The sequence below is a fragment of the Candidatus Symbiopectobacterium sp. NZEC135 genome, assembly GCF_025962695.1.
On the sequence record NZ_JAGFPF010000011.1, the window covers coordinates 15,059 to 39,033 of the forward strand.

General features: G+C 53.0%; 23 protein-coding genes. 13 read left to right on the forward strand and 10 right to left on the reverse strand.

Features of this window, described 5'->3' with window-relative positions; genetic code table 11:
• Positions 1-68: 68 nt before the first annotated feature.
• The 4 genes from cmoB to J5224_RS08435 form a co-directional block, all read right to left on the reverse strand.
• Positions 69-1,040, reverse strand: a complete 972-nt coding sequence (gene cmoB / locus J5224_RS08420) for a tRNA 5-methoxyuridine(34)/uridine 5-oxyacetic acid(34) synthase CmoB (RefSeq protein ID WP_264624936.1) — start codon at positions 1,038-1,040, stop codon at positions 69-71.
• On the reverse strand, positions 1,037-1,780 hold the full coding sequence (gene cmoA / locus J5224_RS08425; protein ID WP_264624937.1) for a carboxy-S-adenosyl-L-methionine synthase CmoA: 744 nt from the start codon (positions 1,778-1,780) through the stop codon (positions 1,037-1,039). Before cmoA ends, cmoB begins: the two co-directional genes overlap by 4 nt.
• 124 nt (positions 1,781-1,904) lie before the next feature.
• Positions 1,905-2,300 carry an MAPEG family protein gene (locus tag J5224_RS08430; RefSeq protein WP_264624938.1) on the reverse strand — a complete coding sequence of 132 codons (396 nt, stop codon included), beginning with the start codon at positions 2,298-2,300 and terminating at the stop codon, positions 1,905-1,907.
• Between the two features lie 192 nt (positions 2,301-2,492).
• Entirely contained in the window at positions 2,493-3,305 is an 813-nt protein-coding gene (locus J5224_RS08435; protein WP_264624939.1) for a DUF72 domain-containing protein, read from the reverse strand.
• Between the two features lie 391 nt (positions 3,306-3,696).
• Between J5224_RS08435 and aspS the strand changes: the two genes are divergently transcribed.
• The 6 genes from aspS to ruvB all read left to right on the forward strand — a co-directional run bounded on the left by aspS (position 3,697) and on the right by ruvB (position 8,984).
• Positions 3,697-5,481, forward strand: a complete 1,785-nt coding sequence (aspS, locus tag J5224_RS08440; RefSeq protein WP_264624940.1) for an aspartate--tRNA ligase — start codon at positions 3,697-3,699, stop codon at positions 5,479-5,481.
• A 6-nt stretch (positions 5,482-5,487) separates the two neighbouring features.
• Complete coding sequence (nudB, locus tag J5224_RS08445) at positions 5,488-5,931, forward strand: dihydroneopterin triphosphate diphosphatase (protein ID WP_264624941.1); 444 nt, start codon at positions 5,488-5,490, stop codon at positions 5,929-5,931.
• A 23-nt stretch (positions 5,932-5,954) separates the two neighbouring features.
• Complete coding sequence (locus tag J5224_RS08450; protein ID WP_264624942.1) at positions 5,955-6,698, forward strand: YebC/PmpR family DNA-binding transcriptional regulator; 744 nt, start codon at positions 5,955-5,957, stop codon at positions 6,696-6,698.
• Positions 6,699-6,747: 49 nt separating this feature from the next.
• On the forward strand, positions 6,748-7,269 hold the full coding sequence (ruvC, locus tag J5224_RS08455; RefSeq protein ID WP_264624943.1) for a crossover junction endodeoxyribonuclease RuvC: 522 nt from the start codon (positions 6,748-6,750) through the stop codon (positions 7,267-7,269).
• 82 nt (positions 7,270-7,351) lie between these two features.
• Positions 7,352-7,972 (forward strand): Holliday junction branch migration protein RuvA, encoded by a 621-nt coding sequence (gene ruvA, locus J5224_RS08460; protein ID WP_264624944.1) that lies wholly within the window; start codon positions 7,352-7,354, stop codon positions 7,970-7,972.
• Between the two features lie 10 nt (positions 7,973-7,982).
• Positions 7,983-8,984: a Holliday junction branch migration DNA helicase RuvB gene (ruvB, locus tag J5224_RS08465; protein ID WP_264624945.1), complete on the forward strand. Its 1,002-nt coding sequence runs from the start codon at positions 7,983-7,985 to the stop codon at positions 8,982-8,984.
• Positions 8,985-8,991: 7 nt separating this feature from the next.
• Here the strand turns inward: ruvB and znuB are convergent, their stop codons facing one another.
• Together znuB and znuC are read right to left on the reverse strand one after the other, a co-directional pair.
• Positions 8,992-9,777 (reverse strand): zinc ABC transporter permease subunit ZnuB, encoded by a 786-nt coding sequence (gene znuB, locus J5224_RS08470; protein ID WP_264624946.1) that lies wholly within the window; start codon positions 9,775-9,777, stop codon positions 8,992-8,994.
• On the reverse strand, positions 9,774-10,532 hold the full coding sequence (gene znuC, locus J5224_RS08475; protein ID WP_264624947.1) for a zinc ABC transporter ATP-binding protein ZnuC: 759 nt from the start codon (positions 10,530-10,532) through the stop codon (positions 9,774-9,776). Before znuC ends, znuB begins: the two co-directional genes overlap by 4 nt.
• Before the next feature lie 73 nt (positions 10,533-10,605).
• On the opposite strand from znuC, the gene znuA reads away from it, so the two are divergent.
• The 4 genes from znuA (at position 10,606) to J5224_RS08495 (ending at position 14,437) form a co-directional block, all read left to right on the forward strand.
• Complete coding sequence (znuA, locus tag J5224_RS08480; RefSeq protein WP_264624948.1) at positions 10,606-11,658, forward strand: zinc ABC transporter substrate-binding protein ZnuA; 1,053 nt, start codon at positions 10,606-10,608, stop codon at positions 11,656-11,658.
• A 12-nt stretch (positions 11,659-11,670) separates the two neighbouring features.
• Entirely contained in the window at positions 11,671-13,032 is a 1,362-nt protein-coding gene (gene mepM / locus J5224_RS08485; RefSeq protein WP_264624949.1) for a murein DD-endopeptidase MepM, read from the forward strand.
• Between the two features lie 140 nt (positions 13,033-13,172).
• On the forward strand, positions 13,173-14,144 hold the full coding sequence (gene lpxM / locus J5224_RS08490; RefSeq protein ID WP_264624950.1) for a lauroyl-Kdo(2)-lipid IV(A) myristoyltransferase: 972 nt from the start codon (positions 13,173-13,175) through the stop codon (positions 14,142-14,144).
• A 65-nt stretch (positions 14,145-14,209) separates the two neighbouring features.
• Entirely contained in the window at positions 14,210-14,437 is a 228-nt protein-coding gene (locus tag J5224_RS08495) for a hypothetical protein (RefSeq protein WP_413544655.1), read from the forward strand.
• Between the two features lie 66 nt (positions 14,438-14,503).
• Here J5224_RS08495 and pyk read toward each other — a convergent pair whose 3' ends face one another.
• Complete coding sequence (gene pyk / locus J5224_RS08500; RefSeq protein ID WP_264624951.1) at positions 14,504-15,946, reverse strand: pyruvate kinase; 1,443 nt, start codon at positions 15,944-15,946, stop codon at positions 14,504-14,506.
• Between the two features lie 286 nt (positions 15,947-16,232).
• Positions 16,233-17,111 carry a MurR/RpiR family transcriptional regulator gene (locus J5224_RS08505; protein ID WP_264624952.1) on the reverse strand — a complete coding sequence of 293 codons (879 nt, stop codon included), beginning with the start codon at positions 17,109-17,111 and terminating at the stop codon, positions 16,233-16,235.
• A 368-nt stretch (positions 17,112-17,479) separates the two neighbouring features.
• Here J5224_RS08505 and zwf point away from each other — a divergent pair, with 368 nt between their 5' ends.
• Both zwf and J5224_RS08515 read left to right on the forward strand, forming a co-directional pair.
• Positions 17,480-18,955, forward strand: a complete 1,476-nt coding sequence (gene zwf, locus J5224_RS08510; RefSeq protein ID WP_264624953.1) for a glucose-6-phosphate dehydrogenase — start codon at positions 17,480-17,482, stop codon at positions 18,953-18,955.
• A 178-nt stretch (positions 18,956-19,133) separates the two neighbouring features.
• Positions 19,134-19,775 carry a bifunctional 4-hydroxy-2-oxoglutarate aldolase/2-dehydro-3-deoxy-phosphogluconate aldolase gene (locus J5224_RS08515; RefSeq protein WP_264624954.1) on the forward strand — a complete coding sequence of 214 codons (642 nt, stop codon included), beginning with the start codon at positions 19,134-19,136 and terminating at the stop codon, positions 19,773-19,775.
• Positions 19,776-19,834: 59 nt separating this feature from the next.
• Here J5224_RS08515 and purT read toward each other — a convergent pair whose 3' ends face one another.
• Positions 19,835-21,013: a formate-dependent phosphoribosylglycinamide formyltransferase gene (purT, locus tag J5224_RS08520; RefSeq protein WP_264624955.1), complete on the reverse strand. Its 1,179-nt coding sequence runs from the start codon at positions 21,011-21,013 to the stop codon at positions 19,835-19,837.
• Positions 21,014-21,183: 170 nt separating this feature from the next.
• Between purT and J5224_RS08525 the strand changes: the two genes are divergently transcribed.
• On the forward strand, positions 21,184-23,217 hold the full coding sequence (locus J5224_RS08525) for a S9 family peptidase (RefSeq protein ID WP_264624956.1): 2,034 nt from the start codon (positions 21,184-21,186) through the stop codon (positions 23,215-23,217).
• Positions 23,218-23,501: 284 nt separating this feature from the next.
• Here the strand turns inward: J5224_RS08525 and J5224_RS08530 are convergent, their stop codons facing one another.
• A complete protein-coding gene (locus tag J5224_RS08530; protein WP_264624957.1) occupies positions 23,502-23,732 on the reverse strand; it encodes a DNA polymerase III subunit theta in 231 nt (76 codons plus the stop codon).
• Between the last annotated feature and the right edge of the window lie 243 nt (positions 23,733-23,975).

The window sequence follows — 23,975 nt, forward strand, 5'->3', positions numbered from 1 at the left end:
TCTGGAGCGAGAATCTGCTGTCGCGATAAACCGAGAGTATAACCCCGGCATGGCGCCGGGGCGAGGTACTAAGGATTACGAGCCACAATCACCGCACGCAGTGGCGCGGGGTAACCTTCGCAGGTTTTGCTGTGATCGTTAGGATCGAGAAAATCGGCCAGTGATTCCGTGGTCATCCATGAGGTCCTGCGCTGTTCCTCGAGGGTCGTGACGCAATGATCGACGATACGCATGTCGACAAAACCGCATTTTTCCAACCAGCGTACCAGCGCCGAGGCTGAGGGAATAAAGTAAACATTGCGCATCTGCGCGTAACGTTCGCCCGGCACCAGCACGGCATTCTCATCGCCCTCGATAACCAGCGTCTCCAATACCAGTTCTCCGCCGGAAACCAACTGATTTTTCAATTGCCACAGATGATCGAGCGGTGAGCGGCGATGGTAAAGCACACCCATGGAGAACACGGTATCAAAGGCAGCGAGTTCAGGCAGTTGTTCGATACCCAGCGGTAACACATGCGCACGTTGATCGTTACCCAGCAGTTTGCGTACGGCTTCGAATTGGCAGACGAAAAGCTGCATCGGGTCGATGCCCACGGCCAGATGCGCCCCGGCACCAATCATGCGCCACAGGTGATAACCGCTGCCGCAGCCGACATCCAATACCAGACGGCCCTGCAAGGGGCTGATATGGGGCGTTAGCCGCTCCCATTTCCAGTCGGAACGCCATTCGGTGTCGATATTGACACCGTAAAGCGAATAGGGGCCTTTACGCCACGGCATCAGTTGACGCAGGCGGACTTCCAGCCCTTCGCGCTGACCCTCGCTGAGACCGGGCTGTAACGCGGCGGTGACGCTGTGTTGCACATCTAACTGCGAAGGCGTGAGTTCAGGCAGGGCTTCAACAGCATTGAACCACTGCTTAAATTTGCCATGTAGTGATTCCCTCTGCCATGCACTCAGTTGGGCTGGCAGCGTATTTAACCAATGGCTTAATGGGCCTTTCGCGATAAGTTGATAAAAATTGCCGAAATCGATCACGCCTTATCCTCAGCTTTTAGCGCCAGTAACGAACCAAAATTAAAGCACTGGAACCACACTTCGCTGTGTTGAAATCCGGCGTGTGCCAGACGAGATTTATGGGTTTCCACCGAATCGGTCAGCATGACGTTTTCCAGCATATTACGCTTTTGGCTGATCTCTAATTCGCTGTAGCCGTTTGCCCGTTTGAAATCGTGGTGCATGTTAAATAACAGCTCACCCACTTTGCCGTCTTCAAAGCTGAATTTCTCCGACAACACCAGCGCACCACCGGGGTTCAAGCCTTGATAAATACGGGTTAACAGCGTTTGCCGTTCTTCTGGTGCCAGGAATTGCAAGGTGAAGTTGAGCACCACCAGGGAAGCATTCTCGATGACGATATCGCGGATATCTGCCTCGATCACGTTGACGGGGGTGGCAGCGCGAAAAGCATCAATGTGGCGGCGACAGCGTTCAATCATCGCGGGGGAGTTGTCAACGGCGATAATGTTGCAGCCCGTGGCCTGAATATTACGCCGCATCGACAACGTAGCAGCACCCAGCGAGCAGCCCAGATCGTAAATCTGGGTATCGGGTTTGGCGAAACGCTCAGCCAACATACCGATCATGGAAATAATATTCGAATAACCGGGGACGGAGCGCTGAACCATATCGGGAAAGACTTCAGCGACGCGTTCGTCAAAGGTCCAGTCACCGAGGTGGGCTATGGGAACAGAAAAAAGCGTATCGCGATTTGGCATGATGGACACGACGTAACAGTGCGGTTAATAAAAAAGGTGGCACAGTCTAGCAAATACCAATAAGAAAGTCTGTTTCCTTGCGGCGCGCCACAGTACGTAGGGCGCACCAAAGCCGCATGCGCTGTTAATACAGCGTGAGCACCAGTTCCCAGGGAAGGTAGTAAAGATTGAACAGCGACATCAATACCAGTGAGGCGTAAGTCGCAGCCATTCCGGTACGACGCCAGCGGAATTCACGTTGACGCAGGCCCACGTAATGAAAGAGCCGGCCAACGATCAGCAGCATACCGCACAAGTGAATCATGATGATCAAGGCGCCGTTCATTTCCATCAGTACCAGAAGGATAGCGCCGATGGGGAGGTATTCTACGGCATTACCGTGTACTCGAATGGCGGTCTGTAATTCATAAAAACCACCGTCTCCATAGGCGACGCGGTATTGCATACGCAGTTTAACCACATCGAGAGACAGTTTTACCAGCAACAATGCGCCAAGCACCACATAGAGCGCGCTTACCATGTTCCACTCCATTGTCAGGCAAACATTGCCTGACAGAAAATATTAACCGACTTCGGCTGGCAGAATGATAGCTGTCTGCTGTCAGACTGTCGCCTTTAATGTCTGCTTTTAAAAAAAAAGCAGTTCAAAGCCTGAAGTTATAATAAAAAATGCTAAAAAAAGCCTTTTAATATATTGCTGTTTTATCTTTGTTTAAAATAGAGCGTCCTGTTGCGGCCAGTCAGGGCGCGGCGGACAGGCAGCTATCACAGGTTCTAACAGCGGCCATATTGCCTGTGCCAGCGGTAATGCGTTGCCTATGTCAGGCGTATGGATAAACAGATACGGAGCGTGTTCCTGCCAGATCTTCAGTTTATCAACCCAGGGGGCAAACCAGCGCAAATTGTCTGCAATGTCTTCATTGCCGATGAAGCGGATGGCGGGTTGCTGAGCAGTCAGCAGCGCATGAACCGGCAAACGCGGTTTTTTCCGTTGGGCTTCCCGCAGGGCGGGCGTATCTGGCGGTGCGTGGTGTACCGGGCGGCTGTCGAGTATGATCCTGTCGATAGCGCGTTGAGCAAGTCCTTGGTTCAGTTGCCGCTCATCCTCACCTTTGGCAAAAAATGCAAGGTGGCGTACTTCAACGCCGTAGCTGAATTCCTGCGGTAGCGCATCGAGAAAACGCCATAAATCGGGGAGGTGCTCGGGCGAAAAAGCCGCAGGAAGCTGTAGCCAGAATTGCCCAACGCGCGAGGCGAGCGGTTGCAGGCAATGAAAAAACTGACGTGTTTCCTCTTCACACTGGCGCAACCCCGCCTGATGACTGATGGTGGCGGGAAATTTGAAACAGAAACCGAAACTGTCAGAGGTCATGTCCCGCCAACGCAATACGCTGTCGGCACTGGGCAGCGCATAAAACGTGGTGTTACCTTCTACGCAGTTGAAATACCGCGCGTAGTCAGCCAGCGTGCGCAGTCCGAATTTGTGCCAGGCGGGATGTTGCCATTGTGGTAAGCCGATAAACATTCCGTTGCAACCCATTAACAGAGTGAGGGACAGTAAAACATTTTTTTAACCAAGAGGGAATTCTCACAATTCTTGCGACATATCACTGCCTGGAAACCGCTTCACTCTTATCGTTCTGGGGAATATCCTTTATAATAGCCACCTTTTTTTACTGAACAGCAATCCAGAACAACCATTCCGCGCAAAAAAACACCGTTGTGACCTGATGCGTGGGGAAATGCCGCTGTGTGTGGAGCCCGTGTGTTTTATAGAACCGGTGGGTTTTATGGAGCCTGAGTTTGCGCTCACTGTGACGATGCGGTCTGGCCGGTGCTCTCAGGCGTGGTTGTTGTAGGTGTGATTCTATCTCGTTGAGATGATTTCTAGCGTGATTGCTCAAAAGGACATCGTAATGCGTACTGAATATTGTGGACAACTGAACGCGTCCCATGTGGGCCAGGAAGTGACATTGTGCGGTTGGGTTAACCGTCGCCGCGATCTGGGTGGTTTGATTTTTATCGATATGCGTGACCGCGACGGCGTGGTCCAGGTGTTTTTCGACCCCGATCGGCAGGATGCTTTCACGTTGGCGTCAGAACTGCGTAACGAATTCTGCATTCAACTGACCGGTGTGGTGCGTGCGCGCCCTGAAAGTCAGGTGAATAAAGATATGTCTACGGGCGAAGTGGAAGTGTTTGCGACCGCGCTGACGATTATCAACCGCTCTGAGCCGCTGCCGCTGGATGCTAACCAAACCAACACCGAAGAAGCGCGTTTGAAATACCGCTATCTCGATTTGCGCCGCCCTGAAATGGCGACGCGGTTAAAAACCCGTGCGCGTATTACCAGCTTTGTGCGTCGCTTTATGGACGGCCACGATTTTCTGGATATTGAAACGCCGATGCTGACCAAAGCGACCCCGGAAGGGGCGCGCGATTATCTGGTGCCGAGCCGGGTACACAAAGGCAAATTCTATGCGTTGCCGCAATCACCGCAGTTGTTCAAGCAGTTGCTGATGATGTCCGGCTTTGACCGTTACTACCAGATTGTTAAATGCTTCCGTGATGAAGACCTGCGTGCGGATCGCCAGCCGGAATTTACCCAGATTGACGTCGAGACTTCTTTCATGACAGCACCGCAGGTGCGTGAAGTGATGGAGAAATTGGTGCGCGAACTGTGGCAAGAGATTTTGAGCGTCGATCTGGGTGATTTCCCGATCATGACGTTTGCTGAAGCCATGCGCCGTTTTGGCTCCGATAAGCCTGACCTGCGTAACCCGTTGGAACTGGTGGACGTCGCCGATCTGCTCAAAACGATCGATTTCAAAGTGTTCTCCGGTCCGGCTAACGATGCCAAAGGCCGTGTGGCGGTGATTCGCGTACCGGGCGGTGCGCAATTGAGCCGCAAACAGATTGATGAATACGGCAAATTTATCGAGATCTACGGTGCCAAGGGTCTTGCCTATATTAAAGTTAACGAGAAAGCGAAAGGGCTCGAAGGTATTTCCAGCCCGGTGGCTAAATTCCTGAATGAAACGCTGCTGGCAGACCTGCTGGAGCGCTCGGCGGCTGAAGACGGCGACATTCTGTTCTTCGGTTCAGACAGCGCGAAAGTAGTGACGGATGCGTTGGGTGCGTTGCGTCTTAAACTGGGTCGCGATCTCGGCCTGACCAATCTGGCAAGCTGGAAACCGTTGTGGGTCATCGACTTCCCGATGTTTGAAGACGATGGCGAAGGCGGGTTGGCGGCAATGCACCATCCGTTTACTTCACCGCGTGATATGACGCCTGAAGCCTTGGAAAGTAACCCGGTTTCCGCCATCGCTAACGCCTACGATATGGTGCTGAACGGCTATGAAGTGGGTGGTGGCTCTGTGCGTATTCACAGCAGCGCGATGCAACAGACCGTGTTCCGTATTCTGGGTATCAACGAGCAGGAACAGCGCGAAAAATTTGGCTTCCTGCTGGATGCACTGAAATACGGTACACCGCCGCATGCGGGCCTGGCGTTCGGTCTGGACCGTCTGGTGATGTTGCTGACCGGTACTGAAAACATTCGTGACGTGATCGCCTTCCCGAAAACTACCGCAGCAGCCTGTCTGATGACGGAAGCACCGAGTTACGCCAATCCTGCATCGTTGGCAGAACTGTCTATTGCCGTGGTGGCGAAAGCAAAATCGGGGCAGGATGCGGAGTAACAACTGATGGCTTATAAGCGTCCCGTTTCGGCCCTGATCGTTATTTATGCTCAGGATACCGGGCGGGTGCTGATGCTTCAGCGTCGCGACGATCCCGATTTTTGGCAGTCGGTTACCGGCAGCCTTGAAGAGGGCGAAACCGCGGCGCTTACCGCGCAGCGCGAAGTGAAAGAAGAAGTTAACATCGATATCGCCGCTGAGGGATTATCACTGTTTGACTGTCAGCGCTGTGTCGAGTTTGAGCTTTTTGCTCATTTGAGACGTCGCTATGCCCCTGGCATCACGCACAATATGGAACACTGGTTCTGTCTGGCGTTGCCGAGTGAACGCGAGGTGATTCTCACCGAGCATCTTGCCTACCGTTGGTTAGCGGCGCCTGAGGCGGCGCAATTGACCAAATCGTGGAGCAACCGGCAGGCGATTGAAGAATTTGTTATTTATCCGGCCTGAAGAGGCTTTTTTCGGAGATTTTTATGGCAGGTCATAGTAAGTGGGCCAACACAAAACATCGTAAAGCGGCGCAGGATGCAAAACGCGGCAAAATCTTTACCAAAATTATCCGCGAACTGGTAACGGCGGCGCGTTTGGGCGGCGGCGATCCGGGCTCTAACCCGCGTCTGCGTGCGGCCATCGATAAAGCGCTCTCCAACAACATGACGCGCGATACCCTGAACCGTGCTATTGCGCGTGGTGTCGGTGGCGATGAAGATAACAATATGGAAACCATCATTTATGAAGGTTATGGTCCTGGCGGCACGGCAGTGATGGTGGAATGTCTGAGTGACAACCGCAACCGTACCGTATCCGAAGTGCGCCATGCTTTCACCAAATGCGGTGGTAACCTGGGCACTGATGGTTCTGTTTCCTATCTGTTCACCAAAAAAGGCGTTATCTCTTATGCGCCGGGGTTGGATGAGGATCAGGTGATGGACGCGGCGCTGGAAGCTGGCGCGGATGACGTCGTGACCTATGACGACGGTGCGATTGATGTCTTTACGCCGTGGGAAACCTTCGGTCAGGTGAAAGATGCGCTGGATGCTGCCGGTCTGAAAGCCGAATCTGCAGAAGTGTCCATGATCCCGTCGACCAATGCCGATATGGATGTCGATACCGCACCAAAACTGATGCGTCTGATCGACATGCTGGAAGACTGTGATGATGTACAGGAAGTGTATCATAACGGTGAAATTTCCGACGAGGTAGCGGCAACACTATAATGGTGTTTGCGCAGCTTGCGGTTAACGTGTCTACAGGGGGCGATGCGCTATGACGCTAATTCTAGGCATCGACCCCGGTTCACGCGTAACCGGTTATGGCATTATTCGCCAGCAAGGGCGCCAGCTCAGCTATGTCGGCAGTGGTTGTATTCGCACCGGGGTGGACGATCTTCCTACGCGATTGAAGCTGATTTATGCCGGGGTGAGCGAGATCATCACCCAGTTTCAGCCTGATAGTCTGGCGATAGAACAAGTTTTTATGGCCAAAAATGCGGACTCAGCCCTGAAGTTGGGGCAGGCGCGCGGCGTGGCAATTGTGGCGGGTGTTAATCAAGGGTTACCCATTTTTGAATACGCTGCCCGACAAGTAAAACAAACGGTAGTTGGCACCGGTGCGGCAGAAAAAAGTCAGGTGCAGCACATGGTGCGTACCTTGCTGAAACTGTCGGCGAATCCGCAGGCGGATGCCGCCGATGCGCTTGCTATTGCCATTACGCACTGTCATTTGAGTCAGAATCTGACACGCATCGGCCCTGACAGATTGAATTTAGCGCGCGGGCGACTGCGTTGAACATCAGGCTGGATATTCATCCAGCCTTTTTTATGTTATAAGCTAGCGAAAAGGTTTTAACGAAACGAAAAGGAAGGTCAACGTGATTGGTCGTCTCAGAGGCATCATTCTGGAAAAACAACCGCCGCAGGTGCTGATCGAAGTCAACGGGGTTGGCTATGAAGTCCATATGCCGATGACTTGCTTTTATGAACTGCCCGATTTGAAGCAGGAAGCGGTCATTTTCACCCAGTTTGTGGTGCGGGAAGATGCACAGTTATTGTTTGGTTTTAACAACAAACAAGAACGCGCGTTATTTCGTGAGTTGATTAAAACCAACGGCGTTGGGCCGAAACTGGCGCTGGCTATTCTCTCTGGGATGTCGGCGCAGCAGTTCGTGAGCGCCGTTGAGCGAGAAGAGATCGCCACGTTGATCAAACTGCCGGGCGTGGGTAAGAAAACGGCAGAGCGGTTGGTGGTAGAAATGAAGGATCGCTTCAAAGGCATGAGTGGAGACCTGTTCAATCCCGCTGCCATTGATGTGCCTCTCAGCAGTTCAGCACCCGCCGCTGTGCCCGAAGACGATCCGGAAAGTGAAGCAGCCTCAGCGCTGGTGGCTTTGGGGTATAAACCGCAGGAAGCCAGCCGGATGGTATCCAAAATCGCCCGACCCGGAGCGGATTGTGAGACGCTGATCCGCGAAGCGCTGCGCGCAGCACTGTAAGGGGATTACCATGATTGAAGCCGACCGCCTGATCTCCGCGCAAGAAATACCTGAAGAAGAGATAATCGACCGCGCGATCCGGCCACGCATGCTGGCGGAATACGTCGGGCAACCCGTGGTGCGCGAGCAGATGGAAATCTTTATTGAGGCGGCACGTAAACGGGGTGATGCACTGGATCACCTGCTGATTTTTGGCCCGCCCGGTTTAGGGAAAACCACGCTCGCCAATATCGTTGCCAATGAGATGAACGTGAATTTGCGTACCACATCAGGCCCGGTGTTGGAGAAGGCGGGTGACCTGGCCGCACTGTTGACCAACCTTGAACCGCATGATGTGTTGTTTATCGATGAAATCCACCGTTTGTCGCCCGTGGTGGAAGAAGTGCTCTATCCCGCGATGGAAGATTATCAACTGGATATCATGATCGGTGAGGGGCCCGCCGCGCGTTCGATTAAACTCGATCTTCCCCCGTTTACCCTGATTGGTGCGACGACTCGTGCTGGCTCTCTGACATCGCCACTGCGCGATCGTTTTGGCATTGTGCAACGGCTCGAATTCTACAAGGTCGAAGATTTACAGCATATTGTCGGTCGCAGTGCGGCTTGCCTTGGGCTGGATCTTACCGATGAAGGAGCGTTAGAAGTGGCTCGACGTTCCCGTGGCACGCCGCGTATTGCCAACCGCTTGCTGCGCCGAGTGCGTGATTACTCGGAGGTAAAATCGACGGGAGCCATCAATGCTGAAATCGCGAGGCTGGCGTTGGATATGCTGGCGGTAGACACGGAAGGGTTCGATTATATGGATCGCAAACTGCTGCTGGCGATCATCGATAAATTTACCGGCGGACCGGTGGGGCTGGATAATCTGGCGGCGGCCATCGGTGAAGAGCGGGAAACCATTGAAGATGTGCTGGAGCCTTACCTGATTCAGCAGGGCTTTATTCAGCGCACGCCGCGCGGGCGTATTGCTACCGCGCACGCGTATCGCCATTTCGGTATCGATAGAACCTGACCCGCCTTCAGGCGGGTTGTTTGCGAATCAGACTCAGCATAAACAGAAACGAGGCGCTGAGCACCACGGAAGGGCCCGCAGGGGTGTTGTACAAGGCCGAGAAGATCAGTCCGCCGGTCACAGCGAACATTCCCAGTACCACTGCTAATCCCGCCATCTGCTCCGGCGTGCGCGCAAAACGGCGCGCAGTAGCGGCTGGGATGATAAGCAATGAGGTGATGATCAGCGCACCGACAAATTTCATTGCCAGCCCGATGGTCAACGCGGTTACCAGCATCAGGATCAACCGTGTGCGCTGCACATTGACACCGTCTACGTGTGCCAACTCCTGGCTGATGGTCATGGAAAGCAGCGAACGCCACTGCCAGCACATGATGGCTATCACCACCAGTACGCCCGGTCCAATCAACCACAAATCCTGCGTTGTTACCGACAGCAAATCACCAAACAGATAGGCCATCAAATCAACACGAATGGTGTTCATCAGGCTAACCACCACCAGCCCTAACGACAGCGCGCTGTGCGCCATGATGCCAAGCAGCGTGTCGATGGCAAGATAGGGACGACGTTCAAGCCACACCAGTCCCAGGGCCAGCACCAGGGTTACCAGAATAACGGCGTAATAGACGTTGATATCCAGCAGAAAACCGATGGCAACACCCAGCAGAGAGGCGTGGGCCAGCGTATCGCCAAAATAAGACATCCGTCGCCAGACCACGAACGAACCGAGCGGACCCGCCGCGCACGCGAGAAAAATGCCAGCCAGCCAACCGGGAAGCAAAATGTCAATCATGCGTCGTTGCCGCCCTGTCGTTTTAAAATAATGCGTCCGTTTAAATCGTGACGATGATTATGGTGGTGGCGATACACCGCCAATTGTTCAGCGCCGCGCGGGCCGAACATGGCGAGAAATTGAGGATGCAGAGAGACGACTTCTGGTGCACCCGAACAGCACACATGCTGATTCAGGCACAGCACTTCGTCTGTCTTGGCCATCACCAGATGCAAGTCGTGCGACACCATCAATACGCCGCAGTCAAACTCTTGCCGCAACTGGTTGATAAGGTCGTACAGCGCCAACTGCCCATTGACATCCACCCCTTGCGTCGGTTCGTCCAGCACCAGCAATTGAGGCTGATTGAGCAGTGCGCGTGCCAGTAGCACCCGCTGTGTCTCACCCCCCGAAAGCTTTTGCATCGGTTGATCCAACAAATGGGCGGCTTGAACCCGTTTGAGCGCGGGCAAGATATCCTGTTGCTTAACGCCGGGACGTAACCGCATAAAGCGACCCACGGTCAAGGGCAGGGTCGCATCCAGATGCAGTTTTTGCGGTACGTAGCCAATACGTAAATTCGGTTGTTTGTGCAGGGTGCCTGCCGTGGGCGACAGCAGCCCGAGTACCACGCGTACCAGCGTGGATTTTCCTGCGCCATTGGGCCCGAGCAGTGTGAGAATGCGGCCCGATTGCAGGTTCAGCGAAATGTCGCTGAGCACGTTACGTTCACCAAAGGCGACGGATATGCGATCGAGCGATACGAGTGTAGACATAAAATTCAGTTTGCAGAGTCTTTGTGACGTTATAATATAACAAAATTAACGGTAAATGAATGAGAAAACACGTATGTCAGCCAGCTTCACACCGAAAAAATCGCCAAATGAACAAAAATTGAAAGCTCTGTTTGTCGCGGGTGCACTACTCTTTGCGGGTGCTGCTGCCGAAAGTGCTCAGGCAGCGGTCGTCACGTCCGTTCGCCCTCTCGGGTTTATCGCGGCAGCGATCGCCGATGGGATAACGCCCACGGAGGTGTTATTGCCGGATGGTGCTTCGCCTCACGATTATGCCCTGCGCCCAAGCGATGTCCAGCGTTTACAGTCGGCAGATCTGGTTATTTGGGTTGGGCCGGAAATGGAAGCGTTTTTAACCAAGCCGTTGGCATCCCATGCTGCTTCACCGCAGATCGCATTAGCAAGCTTGCCTGCCATTCAGAGTGCGCTGATCAAAGAGAGTGAGCATCACGATGATGAGCATGCTGACGAAGAAGAGCACGAGCACCATGACGCCGATCACCAACACGCGCATGGCAGTGCCGAGGCTCACCACGATCATGGCGCAGATGAGGACGCAGACGCCCATGAAGAGCATCATCATGGTGAGTACAATATGCATATCTGGCTGTCCCCGGAGATGGCAAAACAGACTGCAATCGCAATTCATGCAAAATTATTGGAACTAATGCCACAAAAGAAAGACAAACTAGACGCGAATCTGCTTAATTTTACAGATCAACTCGCGCAGACAGAAGAAAAAGTTGTTAATATGCTGGCACCTGTAAAGGGGAAGGGCTACTTCGTGTTTCACGATGCCTATGGTTATTTTGAAAAGCGTTTCGGGTTAAGCCCGCTAGGCGCTTTCACGATCAACCCAGCCATTCAACCCGGTGCACAGCGTTTACACCAGATACGAACACAACTGGTTGAGCAAAAGGCTGTATGTGTCTTTGCTGAGCCACAATTCAGGCCAGCGGTTATCAACGCTGTTGCCAAAGGAACGGATGTACGCACTGGCGTACTGGATCCATTGGGAAGCAACATTGCGCTAAGTAAGGACAGTTATGCCGAGTTTCTATTACAGCTGTCCGATCAGTATAGCCGCTGCCTGGAGAAGAGATCATGAGGATGCCGATAAGTGCAGCAGATAGTCCGAACTATCGCTATAGCGTATAACAACTTGCCGCGACCCCATCGCATAATGCTGGGGTCGTTGAGTGTCATCACTCTGGCCATCGCTGCTTGGCGGCCCGTTGTTTATCCCCCCGCTAATGATACGCCTGTTACCGTCAAAGAAGCCCCGATAAGCACCGCACCCACGCCAACTCAAACCGTTATACAACAGCAGACGCTCGCGCCGGACGCCAGTGAGCCGATGGAAAGCGAAAACATTGAGCAACCGACGCCGCCTGTGGAGATCCCTGCGGATGAACTGGGCACCACCGGCAGCGATGACAGCAGCGTGCATGAGTATGTGATTTCGACGGGCGATACGCTGAGCAGTATTTTAACCCAATATGGCATTGATATGGTTGACGTGTCGCTGTTGGCTGATAAACACGACGACCTGCGTAATCTTAAGGTCGGGCAGCAGCTCTCTTGGGCGGTGAACGATGACGGTGAGTTACAAAGCCTGACATGGCAGATGTCACGCCGTGAAACCCGTATCTATGAGCGCGGCGATAACGGTTTTAAAGAACGCATTGAGATGCAGAAAGGGGAGTGGCACAACCGCGTTATCAACGGTCGCCTGAGCGGCAGTTTTGTGCAGAGTGCCAAAGCGGCTGGGCTGACTGACAGTGAAGTCAGTGCGGTGATCAAAGCGCTGCAATGGCAGCTCGATTTCCGCAAACTGCGCAAAGACGATAACTTCTCGGTATTGTTGTCACGGGAGATTCTCGACGGTCGCAGTGAGCAGAGCGAATTGATCGGTGTTCGTCTTAACACCGGTGATAAAGATTACTTTGCTATTCGCGCGGCAGACGGCAAGTTCTACGATCGGGAAGGTTCAGGGTTAACCCGTGGATTCATGCGTTTTCCCACGATGAAGCAATTCCGCGTCTCTTCGAATTTTAATCCGCGTCGTCTCAATCCTGTTACCGGGCGTGTGACGCCGCATCGCGGTGTGGATTTCTCCATGCCAGTCGGCACCCCGGTGCTGTCGGTTGGGGATGGTGAAGTGGTCGCCGCATCGCGCGGGCCGGACACCGGCAACTTCGTCGAAATCCGTCACGGGCGCCAATATACCACGCGCTATATGCACTTGAATCGCCTGTTGGTAAAACCTGGCCAGAAAGTAAAACGTGGCGATCGTATTGCGCTCTCCGGCAATACCGGGCGCTCAACCGGCCCTCATCTGCACTATGAGTTCTGGATCAATCAGCAAGCGGTGAACCCGTTGACAGCCAAGCTACCGCGTTCGGAAGGGTTGGCGGGTCAGGATCGTCGCGAGTACCTGGCGCAGGTCAGAGAAGTGACACCGCAGCTCAAGTTTGATTAATGTTTGGCACTATTCATCTTCAGCCGACAGCTTGCTGTCGGCTGTTTTATTTATACCGGTCATGCGTTTATCGGGAAGATGATTGCAAAACCTGAGCGGACAATTATCATTACCCTATGTTGTATATGAAGAGTTAAGGCATGAATACAGAGAAAAAAAATAGCGCCGAGTTTATCCCCGAGTTCAAACGCGAGTTTTATCTACCGCGTTATTGGGGCGTCTGGCTGGCTGCGGGGGCCATGGCGGCAACGGCTTATGTTCCCGCCCGCTGGCGCGACCCGGTGTTAGGCCAGTTGGGCAAACTGGTCGGTCGGTTTGCCAAAGGTGCGAGGAGACGAGCCAGAATCAATCTGCTCTATTGTTTTCCTGAACTGTCGGAATCAAAGCGGGAAGCGATTATTGACAGGATGTTTGCTACCGCACCGCAAGCGATGGTGATGATGGCCGAGGTGGCGGTTCGCGGTCCGGCACATGTGCAGAAAAAACTGCGCTGGCACGGCTGGGAAACTGTCGAAGCGCTTCAGAAGCAAGAACGCAATATCATCTTTTTGGTGCCTCATGGCTGGGGCGTTGATATTCCCGCCATGCTGATCTCCGCCAAAGGCCAAAAAATTGCGGCAATGATGCATAATCAAAAAAATCCGCTGGTGGATTATCTGTGGAACAGCGCACGCCTTTGTACCAATGGCCGTGTTCATGCCCGAAATGATGGCATCAAGCCCTTCGTGAGTTCAATTCGTAATGGCTACTGGGGCTATTATCTGCCCGATCAGGATCACGGTCCTGAACACAGCGAATTTGTTGATTTTTTTGCCACCTACAAAGCAACCTTGCCCGCCATTGGTCGTTTGATGAAGGTTTGTAAAGCCTCGGTGGTACCGCTATTTCCGGTGTATAACGCCGCAGAAGGGGTACTGGATGTGGTGATCCGCCCAGCGATGGATGACTTGCTTGAGGCGAATGACACCCAAATTGCTCGCCGAATGAATGAAGAAGTCGAACAATTGGTCAGCCCGAACCCGGAGCAGTACACCTGGATTTTGAAGATCCTGAAAACCCGCAAACCGGGGGAGACAGAACCCTATTGCCGGGATGAACTGTTTCGCGACTAAGTTACCTCTCTTGACAACGCGGCGGGATCAGCCAGGTTGGTCAGGCCGTGGTGGAAATGGATAGCGTGACACAGCAGAACGCGGCGTTGGTTGAACAATCTGCTTCCGCTTCTGCGTCGCTGGAAGAGCAGGCGCGTTATCTCAATCAGATCGTTTCTATCTTCCAATTGGCGACGGTGGGCGCGGTGCCAAAAGCGGTGGCGGTACGTAAACCGGTAGCCAGCAGCCCTGTGCCAGTATTAACCGCGCAGAAAACTGGCCCGAAGGCGGAAGGAAATTGGGAAACATTTTAAGTCGCACCCGATAAGCAATAAAAAAGCCCCTGACTCAGGGGCTTTTTTTATACACAGTTCGAAAGATTATTCGACGCGCAGGATGCGGCAGGTGTTGGTGGTGCCAACCGTACTCATTACGTCGCCTTGGGTGACGATAACCAGATCGCCAGACACCAAGAAGCCTTTGTCACGTAAACGAATAACTGCATCGTTAGCCGCGGCAACACCGTCGGTGTAACTGTCAAAATGTACCGGCGTAACGCCACGGTAGAGTGCTGTCAGATTCAAGGTGTGCTCATGGCGAGACATCGCGAAAATGGGCAAACCGGAACTGATGCGAGACATCATGAGCGCGGTGCGGCCAGACTCGGTCATGGCGATAATGGCGGTAATGCCTTTCAGGTGGTTCGCGGCATACATCGTGGACATGGCAATTGATTCTTCAATGTTATCGAATTGCACATCCAGACGGTGTTTGGAGACATTGATACTCGGGATTTTTTCGGCACCAAGACAAACACTGGCCATTGCGGCAACGGTTTCTGCCGGGTACTGACCGGCAGCGGTTTCTGCTGACAGCATTACGGCATCGGTGCCGTCCAATACGGCGTTGGCGACGTCCATGACTTCAGCACGGGTCGGCATTGGGTTGGTGATCATGGATTCCATCATCTGGGTCGCAGTGATCACTGCACGGTTCAACTGACGTGCACGACGGATCAGTTTCTTCTGAATACCGACCAGTTCTGGGTCACCAATTTCAACTCCAAGATCGCCACGTGCCACCATCACCACGTCGGAGGCCAGAATGATGTCATCCATAGCCTCATCTGTCGCGACCGCTTCTGCGCGTTCCACTTTGGAAACGATCTTCGCTTGGCTGCCTGCATCGCGAGCCAATCGGCGAGCGTAATTGAGGTCTTCGCCGCAGCGAGGGAAAGACACCGCCAGATAATCGACGCCAATTTTGGCCGCTGTGATAATATCGGCTTTATCTTTCTCGGTTAAGGCTTCGGCAGACAGGCCGCCACCGAGCTTGTTAATGCCTTTGTTGTTGGACAGCGGGCCGCCAACGGTCACTTCGGTAAATACCTTCATGCCATCTACGCGCAATACTTTTAACTGTACGCGACCGTCGTCAAGCAACAAGATGTCACCCGGCACCACATCGGCTGGCAAGCCTTTATAGTCGATGCCCACTTTTTCTTTATCGCCTTCACCTTTGCTCAGGTTGGCGTCCAGCAGGAATTTGTCGCCAACATTCAGGAAGACTTTGCCTTCCTTGAAGGTTGAAACGCGAATTTTTGGCCCCTGGAGGTCGCCTAGAATTGCCACATGGCGGCCCAATTTTGCTGCGATTTCCCGCACTTTGTCTGCACGCAGCAGATGATCTTCAGGTGTACCGTGCGAAAAATTCAGGCGGACTACGTTAGCGCCTGCGGCAATGACCTTTTCCAGATTGTTGTCGCGGTCGGTAGCTGGCCCCAGCGTAGTGACGATTTTGGTTCTTCTGAGCCGTCTGGACATGTATAACTCCGTTGACTTGTGAAGCAATAGTGAAGTGAGTAGTGCCGAACCGTGCTCTCGCATCAGATGAAGCGCAAACGCAGCCCGCCTCCGTGGTTAAGTTCGGGTGGCTGTACCGGGTAATGGTCATGTATAGCAGCCATTATTCCTTAAGGATAGCCAACCCTTCCCCTTGTTATGGTTATCGTGTTGGGTAAATCGTTAAATACAAACGCATTGTGCTAACAAAAACAATATGTTAATAAAAACACCTGTTTATATAAACACAAAATTATAAAACAGATGCTTAGTGCTCGTTGCCGTAAGAACCCCCTAAACGGTCGCTTTTGTCAAAACGCGATTCCCGTAAGGCTTCCTTGACGCGCTTAAGGTTATCCCTGAATTTGGCACCGCGACGCAGCGTAAACCCGGTTGCCAGCACGTCAATCAGCGTTAACTGCGCGATGCGGGACACCATGGGCATATAAACATCAGTATCTTCCGGCACATCGACGCGTAGCGTCAAAGACGCCTCATGGGCAAGAGGGCTGGCGTCTGAGGTGATGGCGATAACCGTTGCATCGTTTTCCCGCGCTAACTGGGCCATCTCCACCAGGCTTTTGGTCCTGCCGGTATGGGAGATCAGCACCACGACATCCCCATCGCTGGAGTTCATGCAACTCATGCGTTGCATAACAATGTCATCAAAGTAAACGACAGGAATATTAAAGCGGAAGAATTTATTCATTGCATCGTGGGCCACGGCGGCAGAAGCGCCAAAGCCGAAAAACGAAATTTTCTTGGCCTGCGTCAGCAGGTCGACGGCACGATTAACCGCGGTGATATCCAGATTCGATTTGGCGTGCTCCAGCCCTGCCATGGTAGATTCAAAAATTTTGCTGGTATAGGAATCGACGCTGTCATCTTCATCGACGTTACGGTTAACATACGGCGTGCCATTGGCAATACTTTGCGCCAGATGAAGTTTGAAATCAGGAAAGCCTTTGGTTTCCAAACGGCGGCAGAATCGGTTGACGGTGGGCTCACTGACCTCCGCCATGCCAGCCAGTGTGGCAATACTGGAGTGGATGGCGGTGTGTGGTGCCGCCAAAATAACCTCAGCTACTTTTCGTTCTGACTTGCTGAGGAGCTCAAGGTGGCTCAGAATTTTGTCCAGCATGTTCATATAATGAGACCATGTGCGGTTTTATCGATTTCAATCAGGGGGGAAACCGATGCAGAATTCATGGGAATATACTACGCCCCATGTCGGGTTGGCAGGGAAAACTGCGTGAGGCTACGCATTTTTTTTCCGAGAACATGACGTGTGTCTAACTTTCAAAAAAGTAACCGACTGTCAGAAAAGACAGAAAATTTCTCTTTTGGAGGAACGCCTAAACCGGTTCAGTCATTCATACAGTGGGTTTTTTTCATCATTACGTGATGCACATTGTGAAACTTAATGACATTTATTGACGGGTTTACGGGTCCTAGTCAAAAAGAGTACATTATTGCTGTAATAAAATTACAGCATCCTGCAACGAGGAGATGAACATGGCGGTAACTTCAACAGCCCAGGCGTGTGATCTGGTTATTTTCGGTGCGAAAGGCGATTTGGCGCGCCGAAAATTGCTGCCGTCTCTGTATCAATTGGAAAAAGCCGGTCACATTCATCCGGACACGCGCATCATCGGCGTGGGTCGTGCTGAGTGGGATAAGGAAAAATATGTCAGCGTAGTCCGCGAAGCACTGGACACCTTCATGAAGGAGTCCATCGATGACGGGTTGTGGCAAACGCTGAGTGGTCGGCTGGATTTTTGCAATCTCGATGTCCAGGATACTGCCGGTTTCAAACGTCTCGGCAAAATGCTCGATCAAAAGAACCGCACCACCATTAACTATTTCGCCATGCCGCCCAGCACCTTCGGTGCAATTTGTCGTGGACTGGGTGAAGCGGGGCTTAACAAGTCGCCGTCGCGCGTGGTGATGGAAAAGCCGCTGGGTTCGGATCTGGCGTCTTCTCGCGAGATCAACAATCAGGTCGCCGAATATTTCGACGAGTGTCAGGTGTACCGCATCGACCATTATCTGGGTAAAGAGACGGTACTCAACCTGCTGGCGCTGCGTTTTGCCAACTCGCTGTTTTCTGCCAACTGGGATCACCGCACCATCGACCATGTGCAGATCACCGTAGCGGAAGAGGTTGGCATTGAAGGTCGCTGGGGCTATTTCGACCAGGCTGGACAGATGCGCGACATGATCCAGAACCATCTGCTACAGATCCTGACCATGATCGCCATGTCCCCGCCGTCGGATCTGAGCACCGACCGGATCCGTGACGAAAAAGTGAAAGTGTTGCGTTCATTGCGCCGCATCGACCGTTCCAACGTGCACGAAACCACGGTGCGCGGCCAGTATACCGCTGGTTTTGTTCAGGGTCATAAAGTACCGGGTTACCTGGAAGAAGAGGGGGCCAATAAAAGCAGCAACACGGAGACATTTGTGGCGATCCGCGTCGATATTGACGACTGGCGCTGGGCGGGTGTGCCGTTCTATCTGCGTACCGGCAAGCGTTTGCCCACCAAGTGTTCGGAAGTGGTGGTCTATTTCAAAAACCCGGCGCTGAACCTGTTCCACGATTCTTACCAGCAACTGCCGCAGAATAAATTGATCATCCGTTTGCAGCCCGATGAAGGCGTTGAAATTCAGATTTTGAACAAAATTCCAGGGTTGGAGCATAAACACCGCCTGCAAACTGTGAAGCTGGACTTGAGTTTCTCTGAAACCTTTAATCAGCAGCACTTGGCGGATGCCTACGAACGTCTGTTGCTGGAAACCATGCGCGGTATTCAGGCTCTGTTTGTGCGTCGTGATGAGACGGAAGAGGCCTGGAAATGGGTGGACTCCATCATGGAAGCCTGGGCGATGGATAATGATGCGCCGAAGCCGTATCAGGCAGGCACCTGGGGGCCGGTGGCGTCTGTCGCCATGATCACCCGTGATGGACGTTCCTGGAACGAAGTGGAATAAGCGATGGGCTTCTGCTGTGCGTACAGCGTGCGGCAGTGCCCGGTAATCGATTGAATTTTTGTTTGTAATGTTTGGCTAAAACTCGGTGCGGTCGGACGTCTGCTTTGGGCAGATCCCTGTGGCAGGGGCGCGCTATATGACTAATGATGCCTCCGGGCATGACAGGAGATGATGACGAATGAAAAACTGGAAAACGAGCGCAGAGCAAATTTTGACCACAGGTCCTGTGGTTCCAGTGATTGTAGTAAACAAACTGGAGCACGCAGTACCGATGGCGAAAGCCCTGGTAGCGGGTGGCGTTCGCGTTCTGGAAGTCACGTTGCGTACCGACTGCGCAGTAGAGGCGATCCGTGCCATTGCCAACGAAGTACCTGACGCGATTGTCGGTGCTGGCACAGTAACCAATCCGCAGCAACTGGCTGACGTGATTGCTGCTGGCGCACAGTTCGCCATCAGCCCCGGCTTGACTGAGCCGTTGCTGAAAGCTGCCGTGGAAGGCCCGATTGCGTTGATTCCGGGTATCAGCACCGTTTCTGAACTGATGTTGGGTATGGACTACGGCTTGCGTGAGTTCAAATTCTTCCCGGCGGAAGCGAACGGTGGTGTAAAAGCACTGCAAGCGATTGCGGGTCCGTTCTCCCAGATCCGTTTCTGCCCGACTGGCGGTATTTCACTGAAAAACTACCGTGACTATCTGGCACTGAAAAGCGTGCTGTGCGTGGGCGGCTCCTGGCTGGTGCCGAACGATGCACTGGAAAGCGGCGACTACGCGCGCATTACCGAACTGGCGCGTGAAGCAGTTGCTGGCGCTACAGCGTAAGGCGACGTTACGACAAAAAAGCCACGCATTGCGTGGCTTTTTTTTGCGTCAGGAAACGGTTATCCAGTCACTTTTACTGCACTGGCGACAGAGACGGCCAGCTCTACTGCGGCCTCGATGTTATCAGCCACGGCCAGTGCCACGCCCATTCGGCGCTTACCCGCGATATCGGGTTTGGCAAACAAACGAATTTGCGTACCGGGACGCAGGGCATTTTCTAATCCACTGTAGCTGACGTTGTCACTCACCAATTCAGGCAAAATAACGGCAGAGGCGGCAGGGCCATATTGGCGTACTGCGCCGATGGGCAGTCCCAGGAAAGCGCGCACGTGAAGAGCAAACTCGGAAAGATCTTGTGAGATCAGCGTGACCATGCCGGTATCATGCGGGCGCGGTGACACTTCACTGAAGATCACCTCATCGCCGCACACAAACAGCTCAACGCCAAACAGCCCATAGCCCCCCAACGCACTGACCACATCGCGGGCGATCTGCTGCGCACGCGCCAGAGCCAGTTCGCTCATCTGCTGCGGCTGCCATGACTCGCGATAGTCGCCGTCCTCTTGACGGTGGCCGATGGGGGCGCAGAAGTGGATGCCGTCACTGGCGCTGACCGTTAATAACGTGATTTCGAAATCAAAGTTGACCAGACCTTCCACAATCACCTTACCGCCGCCCGCGCGCCCACCTTCTTGGGCGTATTTCCAGGCCTGATCCCGTTGTTCTTCACGGCGGATCAAACTTTGCCCTTTACCTGATGAACTCATGACTGGCTTGACGATACAGGGATAACCGATTTCAGTAATGGCCTGTTGAAACGCCTCTTCGCTGGCCGCAAAACGGTAGGAAGAGGTGGGTAAATTCAGCGTTTCCGCCGCCAGACGACGAATGCCCTCGCGGTTCATGGTCAGACGTGTGGCCTTGGCACAGGGCACCACATGGTGGCCTTCCTGCTCTAACGTCTCCAGCATGTCGGTGGCAATGGCTTCAATTTCCGGCACAATGTAATCGGGACGTTCAAGTTCGATAACGGCACGCAACGCTGCACCATCCAGCATATTAATAACGTGGCTGCGGTGAGCGATATGCATGGCAGGCGCATCGGCATAGCGATCGACACCGATCACTTCAACGCCCAGCCTTTGGCATTCTATCGCCACTTCTTTACCCAGTTCTCCGCAACCTAATAACATGACGCGTGTCGCGCCTGCACGTAGCGCTGTTCCAACCGTTAACATGATGCTTTCCCGCTCTGTATTGACATGGCGCGCAGTATAAAGGAAAACGATTGCGCACGCATCCGTGACAAGGATATCAGCGGCAACGGACCCTATATACCAACAGCGCCGCTTGGCTTTCTCTGAGAATCGTGCCACGATTTTCTTTCCAGAAAACAGGATGGCACGCAATGAAAGCACCTCAGGCAGAAAAACGTCCGTACCCCCTCACGATCCACGGTGATACCCGCATTGATAATTACTACTGGCTACGTGACGACGTGCGGGAAGATCCGGCCGTATTGTCGTATCTGCAAGCAGAAAACGCCTATTGCGTTTCGCATATGCAACCCTGTGATGCGGTGAAAGAAACGCTGTATCAGGAGATGGTCGCGAGGATCCCGGCGCAGGATGCGTCGGTGCCTTATGTGAAGCGTGGCTATCGCTATCAGACGCGCTACGAAGAGGGTAAAGAGTACGCGCTCTATGTGCGGCAACCTGCGTCGGAAACCGAGCAGTGGCAACTGCTGCTGGATGAGAATGAGCGTGCCGCCGACAGTGAGTTCTATCAGTTGGGGGCGCTGTCCGTCAGCCCGGACAACCGTCTGCTGGCGCTGGCAGAGGATAAAGTTTCTCGCCGGCAGTATGACATCCGGTTTCGTAATCTCGAGAGTGGAGCGTGGTTGCCGGACGTCATTGAGCACGTCTCAGCGAACATGCAGTGGAATGCTGATGCCACCGCGATTTACTACGTGCGCAAGCACCCGCAGACGCTGCTTCCCTATCAGGTATTTATGCACCGCCTCGGTGATGATGTCAGCCAGGATCGGCTCGTCTATGAAGAGCATGACGATACCTATTATGTCAGTCTGGGTGAAACTACCTCTGAAGCGTATATCGTTATCTATTTGAGCAGTACCACCAGCACTGAAGTTCGCTTGCTGGATGCGCACGACAGTAACGCGGTGCCTCAGGTGTTTATTGCGCGCCGCAAAGATCATGAGTATGGCGTGGACCACTATCAGGGCGCGTTCTATCTGCGTTCGAACCGTGAGGGCAAAAACTTCGGCCTGTATCGCACTGTCGACTGGGATGAGTCCGCGTTGGAAACGCTTATCGCGCCGCATAGCAGTCGCGTGCTGGAAAGCTTTGAGCTGTTCCGCGATTGGCTGGTGCTGGAGGAGCGGGAGAAAGGCTTGACCTCTCTGCGTCAGGTGCATTGGCAGACCGGTGCCGAAAAGAACATCAGCTTTAACGATCCCAGCTATGTCACCTGGCTCGCTTATAATCCTACGCCTGAAACGTCGTTGCTGCGTTTTGGTTATTCATCCATGACCACGCCAACCTCGCTGTACGAGATTAATCTGGACAGCGGTGAACAGCGCCTGCTCAAACAGGCTGAGGTCAAACACTTCTCCGCTTCGGATTATTGCAGCGAACGTCTGTGGATCACTGTGCGCGATGGCGTTGAAGTACCGGTGTCGCTGGTGTATCGCCGTGACCGTTACCAACCCGGCAATAATCCGTTACTGGTGTACGGCTACGGTGCCTACGGTAGCAGCATGGAACCGGATTTTAGCGTGAGTCGCCTTAGCCTGCTCGACCGAGGGTTTGTGTTTGCGTTAACCCACATTCGCGGTGGCGGGGAGTTGGGGCAGCAATGGTACGACGATGGCCGCCTGCTCAATAAAATGCACTCCTTTACTGATTTTATTGATATCTCCCGTGCATTGGTGGCACAGGGATATGGTAATGAAAAGCAGCTTTATGCCATGGGCGGCAGTGCCGGGGGCTTGTTGATGGGGACGGTGATTAATCTGGCCCCTGAGCTGTTTAAAGGTGTGGTGGCACAGGTGCCGTTTGTCGATGTGCTGACTACCATGCTTGATGAGTCAATTCCTTTGACGACCGGGGAATATGACGAGTGGGGGAACCCCGGTGAGTCGCATTATTATGACTACATCAAAAGTTACAGCCCTTACGACAATGTCAGTGCTCAAGCCTACCCGCACCTGTTGATTACCACCGGGCTGCACGACTCGCAAGTTCAGTATTGGGAGCCCGCCAAATGGGTGGCCAAATTGCGTGAGCTGAAAACTGACGACAACCTGTTGCTGTTGTTAACCGATATGGACGCCGGGCACGGGGGGAAATCGGGGCGCTTCAAACAATACGAAGACATTGCGCTGGAATACGCATTTTTGCTAATGGTTGAAGAGAAGTAAAAATAAAGGGTTAGTGACTGGAGTAATCCCGCTGAGTGCGGGATTACCCGTTCAGCGTGCTAAGGCATCAGCTCACCGTATCGGTTTGCTGAGCGCGTTTAGACCGTTTATCCGCCCGTTTTTCTGCTGCGGTCTTTGCCGGTTTTTTCTTGCTGTTCTTCTTGCTGTCCATGCCTTTACTCATTTGATTTGCCTCTCTCGGTAAAAGGTGGTTTGCTTCACCATTAACCGCCTGTTAGACGTAACATGCAAGCGAAAAAGTGCTTTGGACAGCAAATTTCAGGCTATTTTGCCTTGGGTTCGTAGGGGAGGCGGGAGAACTGCAACGAACGTTGGCGGTAGAACGCGATGCGTTCACGAAAATAGTCACGCAGATGCTCCGGTTGCTCTCTTTCAACCACTTCTGGAATGACGGGCATGTTGTACCGCTCCTTGAACGCCACGCCAGAGGCTGCGAGATCAACATTCACTTTATCCATCTCTTGCGCAGAAAGGTTAGCCAGATTATACGTCATTGTTCTTATCCTCAGGGCCGTCAGTGAGCGCGCATGATAGCATTTTTTTGCCTGGCGGGCATACGCGGGTATTGCTTCATGACCCGTTTCTAAAAAAGAATGATTATTTTTTAGATTATTAAATTTAAGTGGCGGTTTTTATAAATGTCCGAAAGTACGTTGAAATGAAATAAAAACCATTCTCAAATAGATGCGTAAAATAACGATTTCATGAAATTGAAAATCGTTATCAATTATTTTATG

Coding starts and splice junctions, on each gene's coding strand:
- cmoA (WP_264624937.1), bottom strand. CDS start 1,780: ATGCCAAATCGCGATACGCTTTTTTCTGTTCCCATAGCCCACCTCGGT.
- J5224_RS08430 (WP_264624938.1), bottom strand. CDS start 2,300: ATGGTAAGCGCGCTCTATGTGGTGCTTGGCGCATTGTTGCTGGTAAAA.
- J5224_RS08435 (WP_264624939.1), bottom strand. CDS start 3,305: ATGTTTATCGGCTTACCACAATGGCAACATCCCGCCTGGCACAAATTC.
- aspS (WP_264624940.1), top strand. CDS start 3,697: ATGCGTACTGAATATTGTGGACAACTGAACGCGTCCCATGTGGGCCAG.
- nudB (WP_264624941.1), top strand. CDS start 5,488: ATGGCTTATAAGCGTCCCGTTTCGGCCCTGATCGTTATTTATGCTCAG.
- J5224_RS08450 (WP_264624942.1), top strand. CDS start 5,955: ATGGCAGGTCATAGTAAGTGGGCCAACACAAAACATCGTAAAGCGGCG.
- ruvC (WP_264624943.1), top strand. CDS start 6,748: ATGACGCTAATTCTAGGCATCGACCCCGGTTCACGCGTAACCGGTTAT.
- ruvB (WP_264624945.1), top strand. CDS start 7,983: ATGATTGAAGCCGACCGCCTGATCTCCGCGCAAGAAATACCTGAAGAA.
- znuB (WP_264624946.1), bottom strand. CDS start 9,777: ATGATTGACATTTTGCTTCCCGGTTGGCTGGCTGGCATTTTTCTCGCG.
- znuC (WP_264624947.1), bottom strand. CDS start 10,532: ATGTCTACACTCGTATCGCTCGATCGCATATCCGTCGCCTTTGGTGAA.
- znuA (WP_264624948.1), top strand. CDS start 10,606: ATGTCAGCCAGCTTCACACCGAAAAAATCGCCAAATGAACAAAAATTG.
- lpxM (WP_264624950.1), top strand. CDS start 13,173: ATGAATACAGAGAAAAAAAATAGCGCCGAGTTTATCCCCGAGTTCAAA.
- pyk (WP_264624951.1), bottom strand. CDS start 15,946: ATGTCCAGACGGCTCAGAAGAACCAAAATCGTCACTACGCTGGGGCCA.
- J5224_RS08505 (WP_264624952.1), bottom strand. CDS start 17,111: ATGAACATGCTGGACAAAATTCTGAGCCACCTTGAGCTCCTCAGCAAG.
- zwf (WP_264624953.1), top strand. CDS start 17,480: ATGGCGGTAACTTCAACAGCCCAGGCGTGTGATCTGGTTATTTTCGGT.
- J5224_RS08515 (WP_264624954.1), top strand. CDS start 19,134: ATGAAAAACTGGAAAACGAGCGCAGAGCAAATTTTGACCACAGGTCCT.
- purT (WP_264624955.1), bottom strand. CDS start 21,013: ATGTTAACGGTTGGAACAGCGCTACGTGCAGGCGCGACACGCGTCATG.
- J5224_RS08525 (WP_264624956.1), top strand. CDS start 21,184: ATGAAAGCACCTCAGGCAGAAAAACGTCCGTACCCCCTCACGATCCAC.
- J5224_RS08530 (WP_264624957.1), bottom strand. CDS start 23,732: ATGACGTATAATCTGGCTAACCTTTCTGCGCAAGAGATGGATAAAGTG.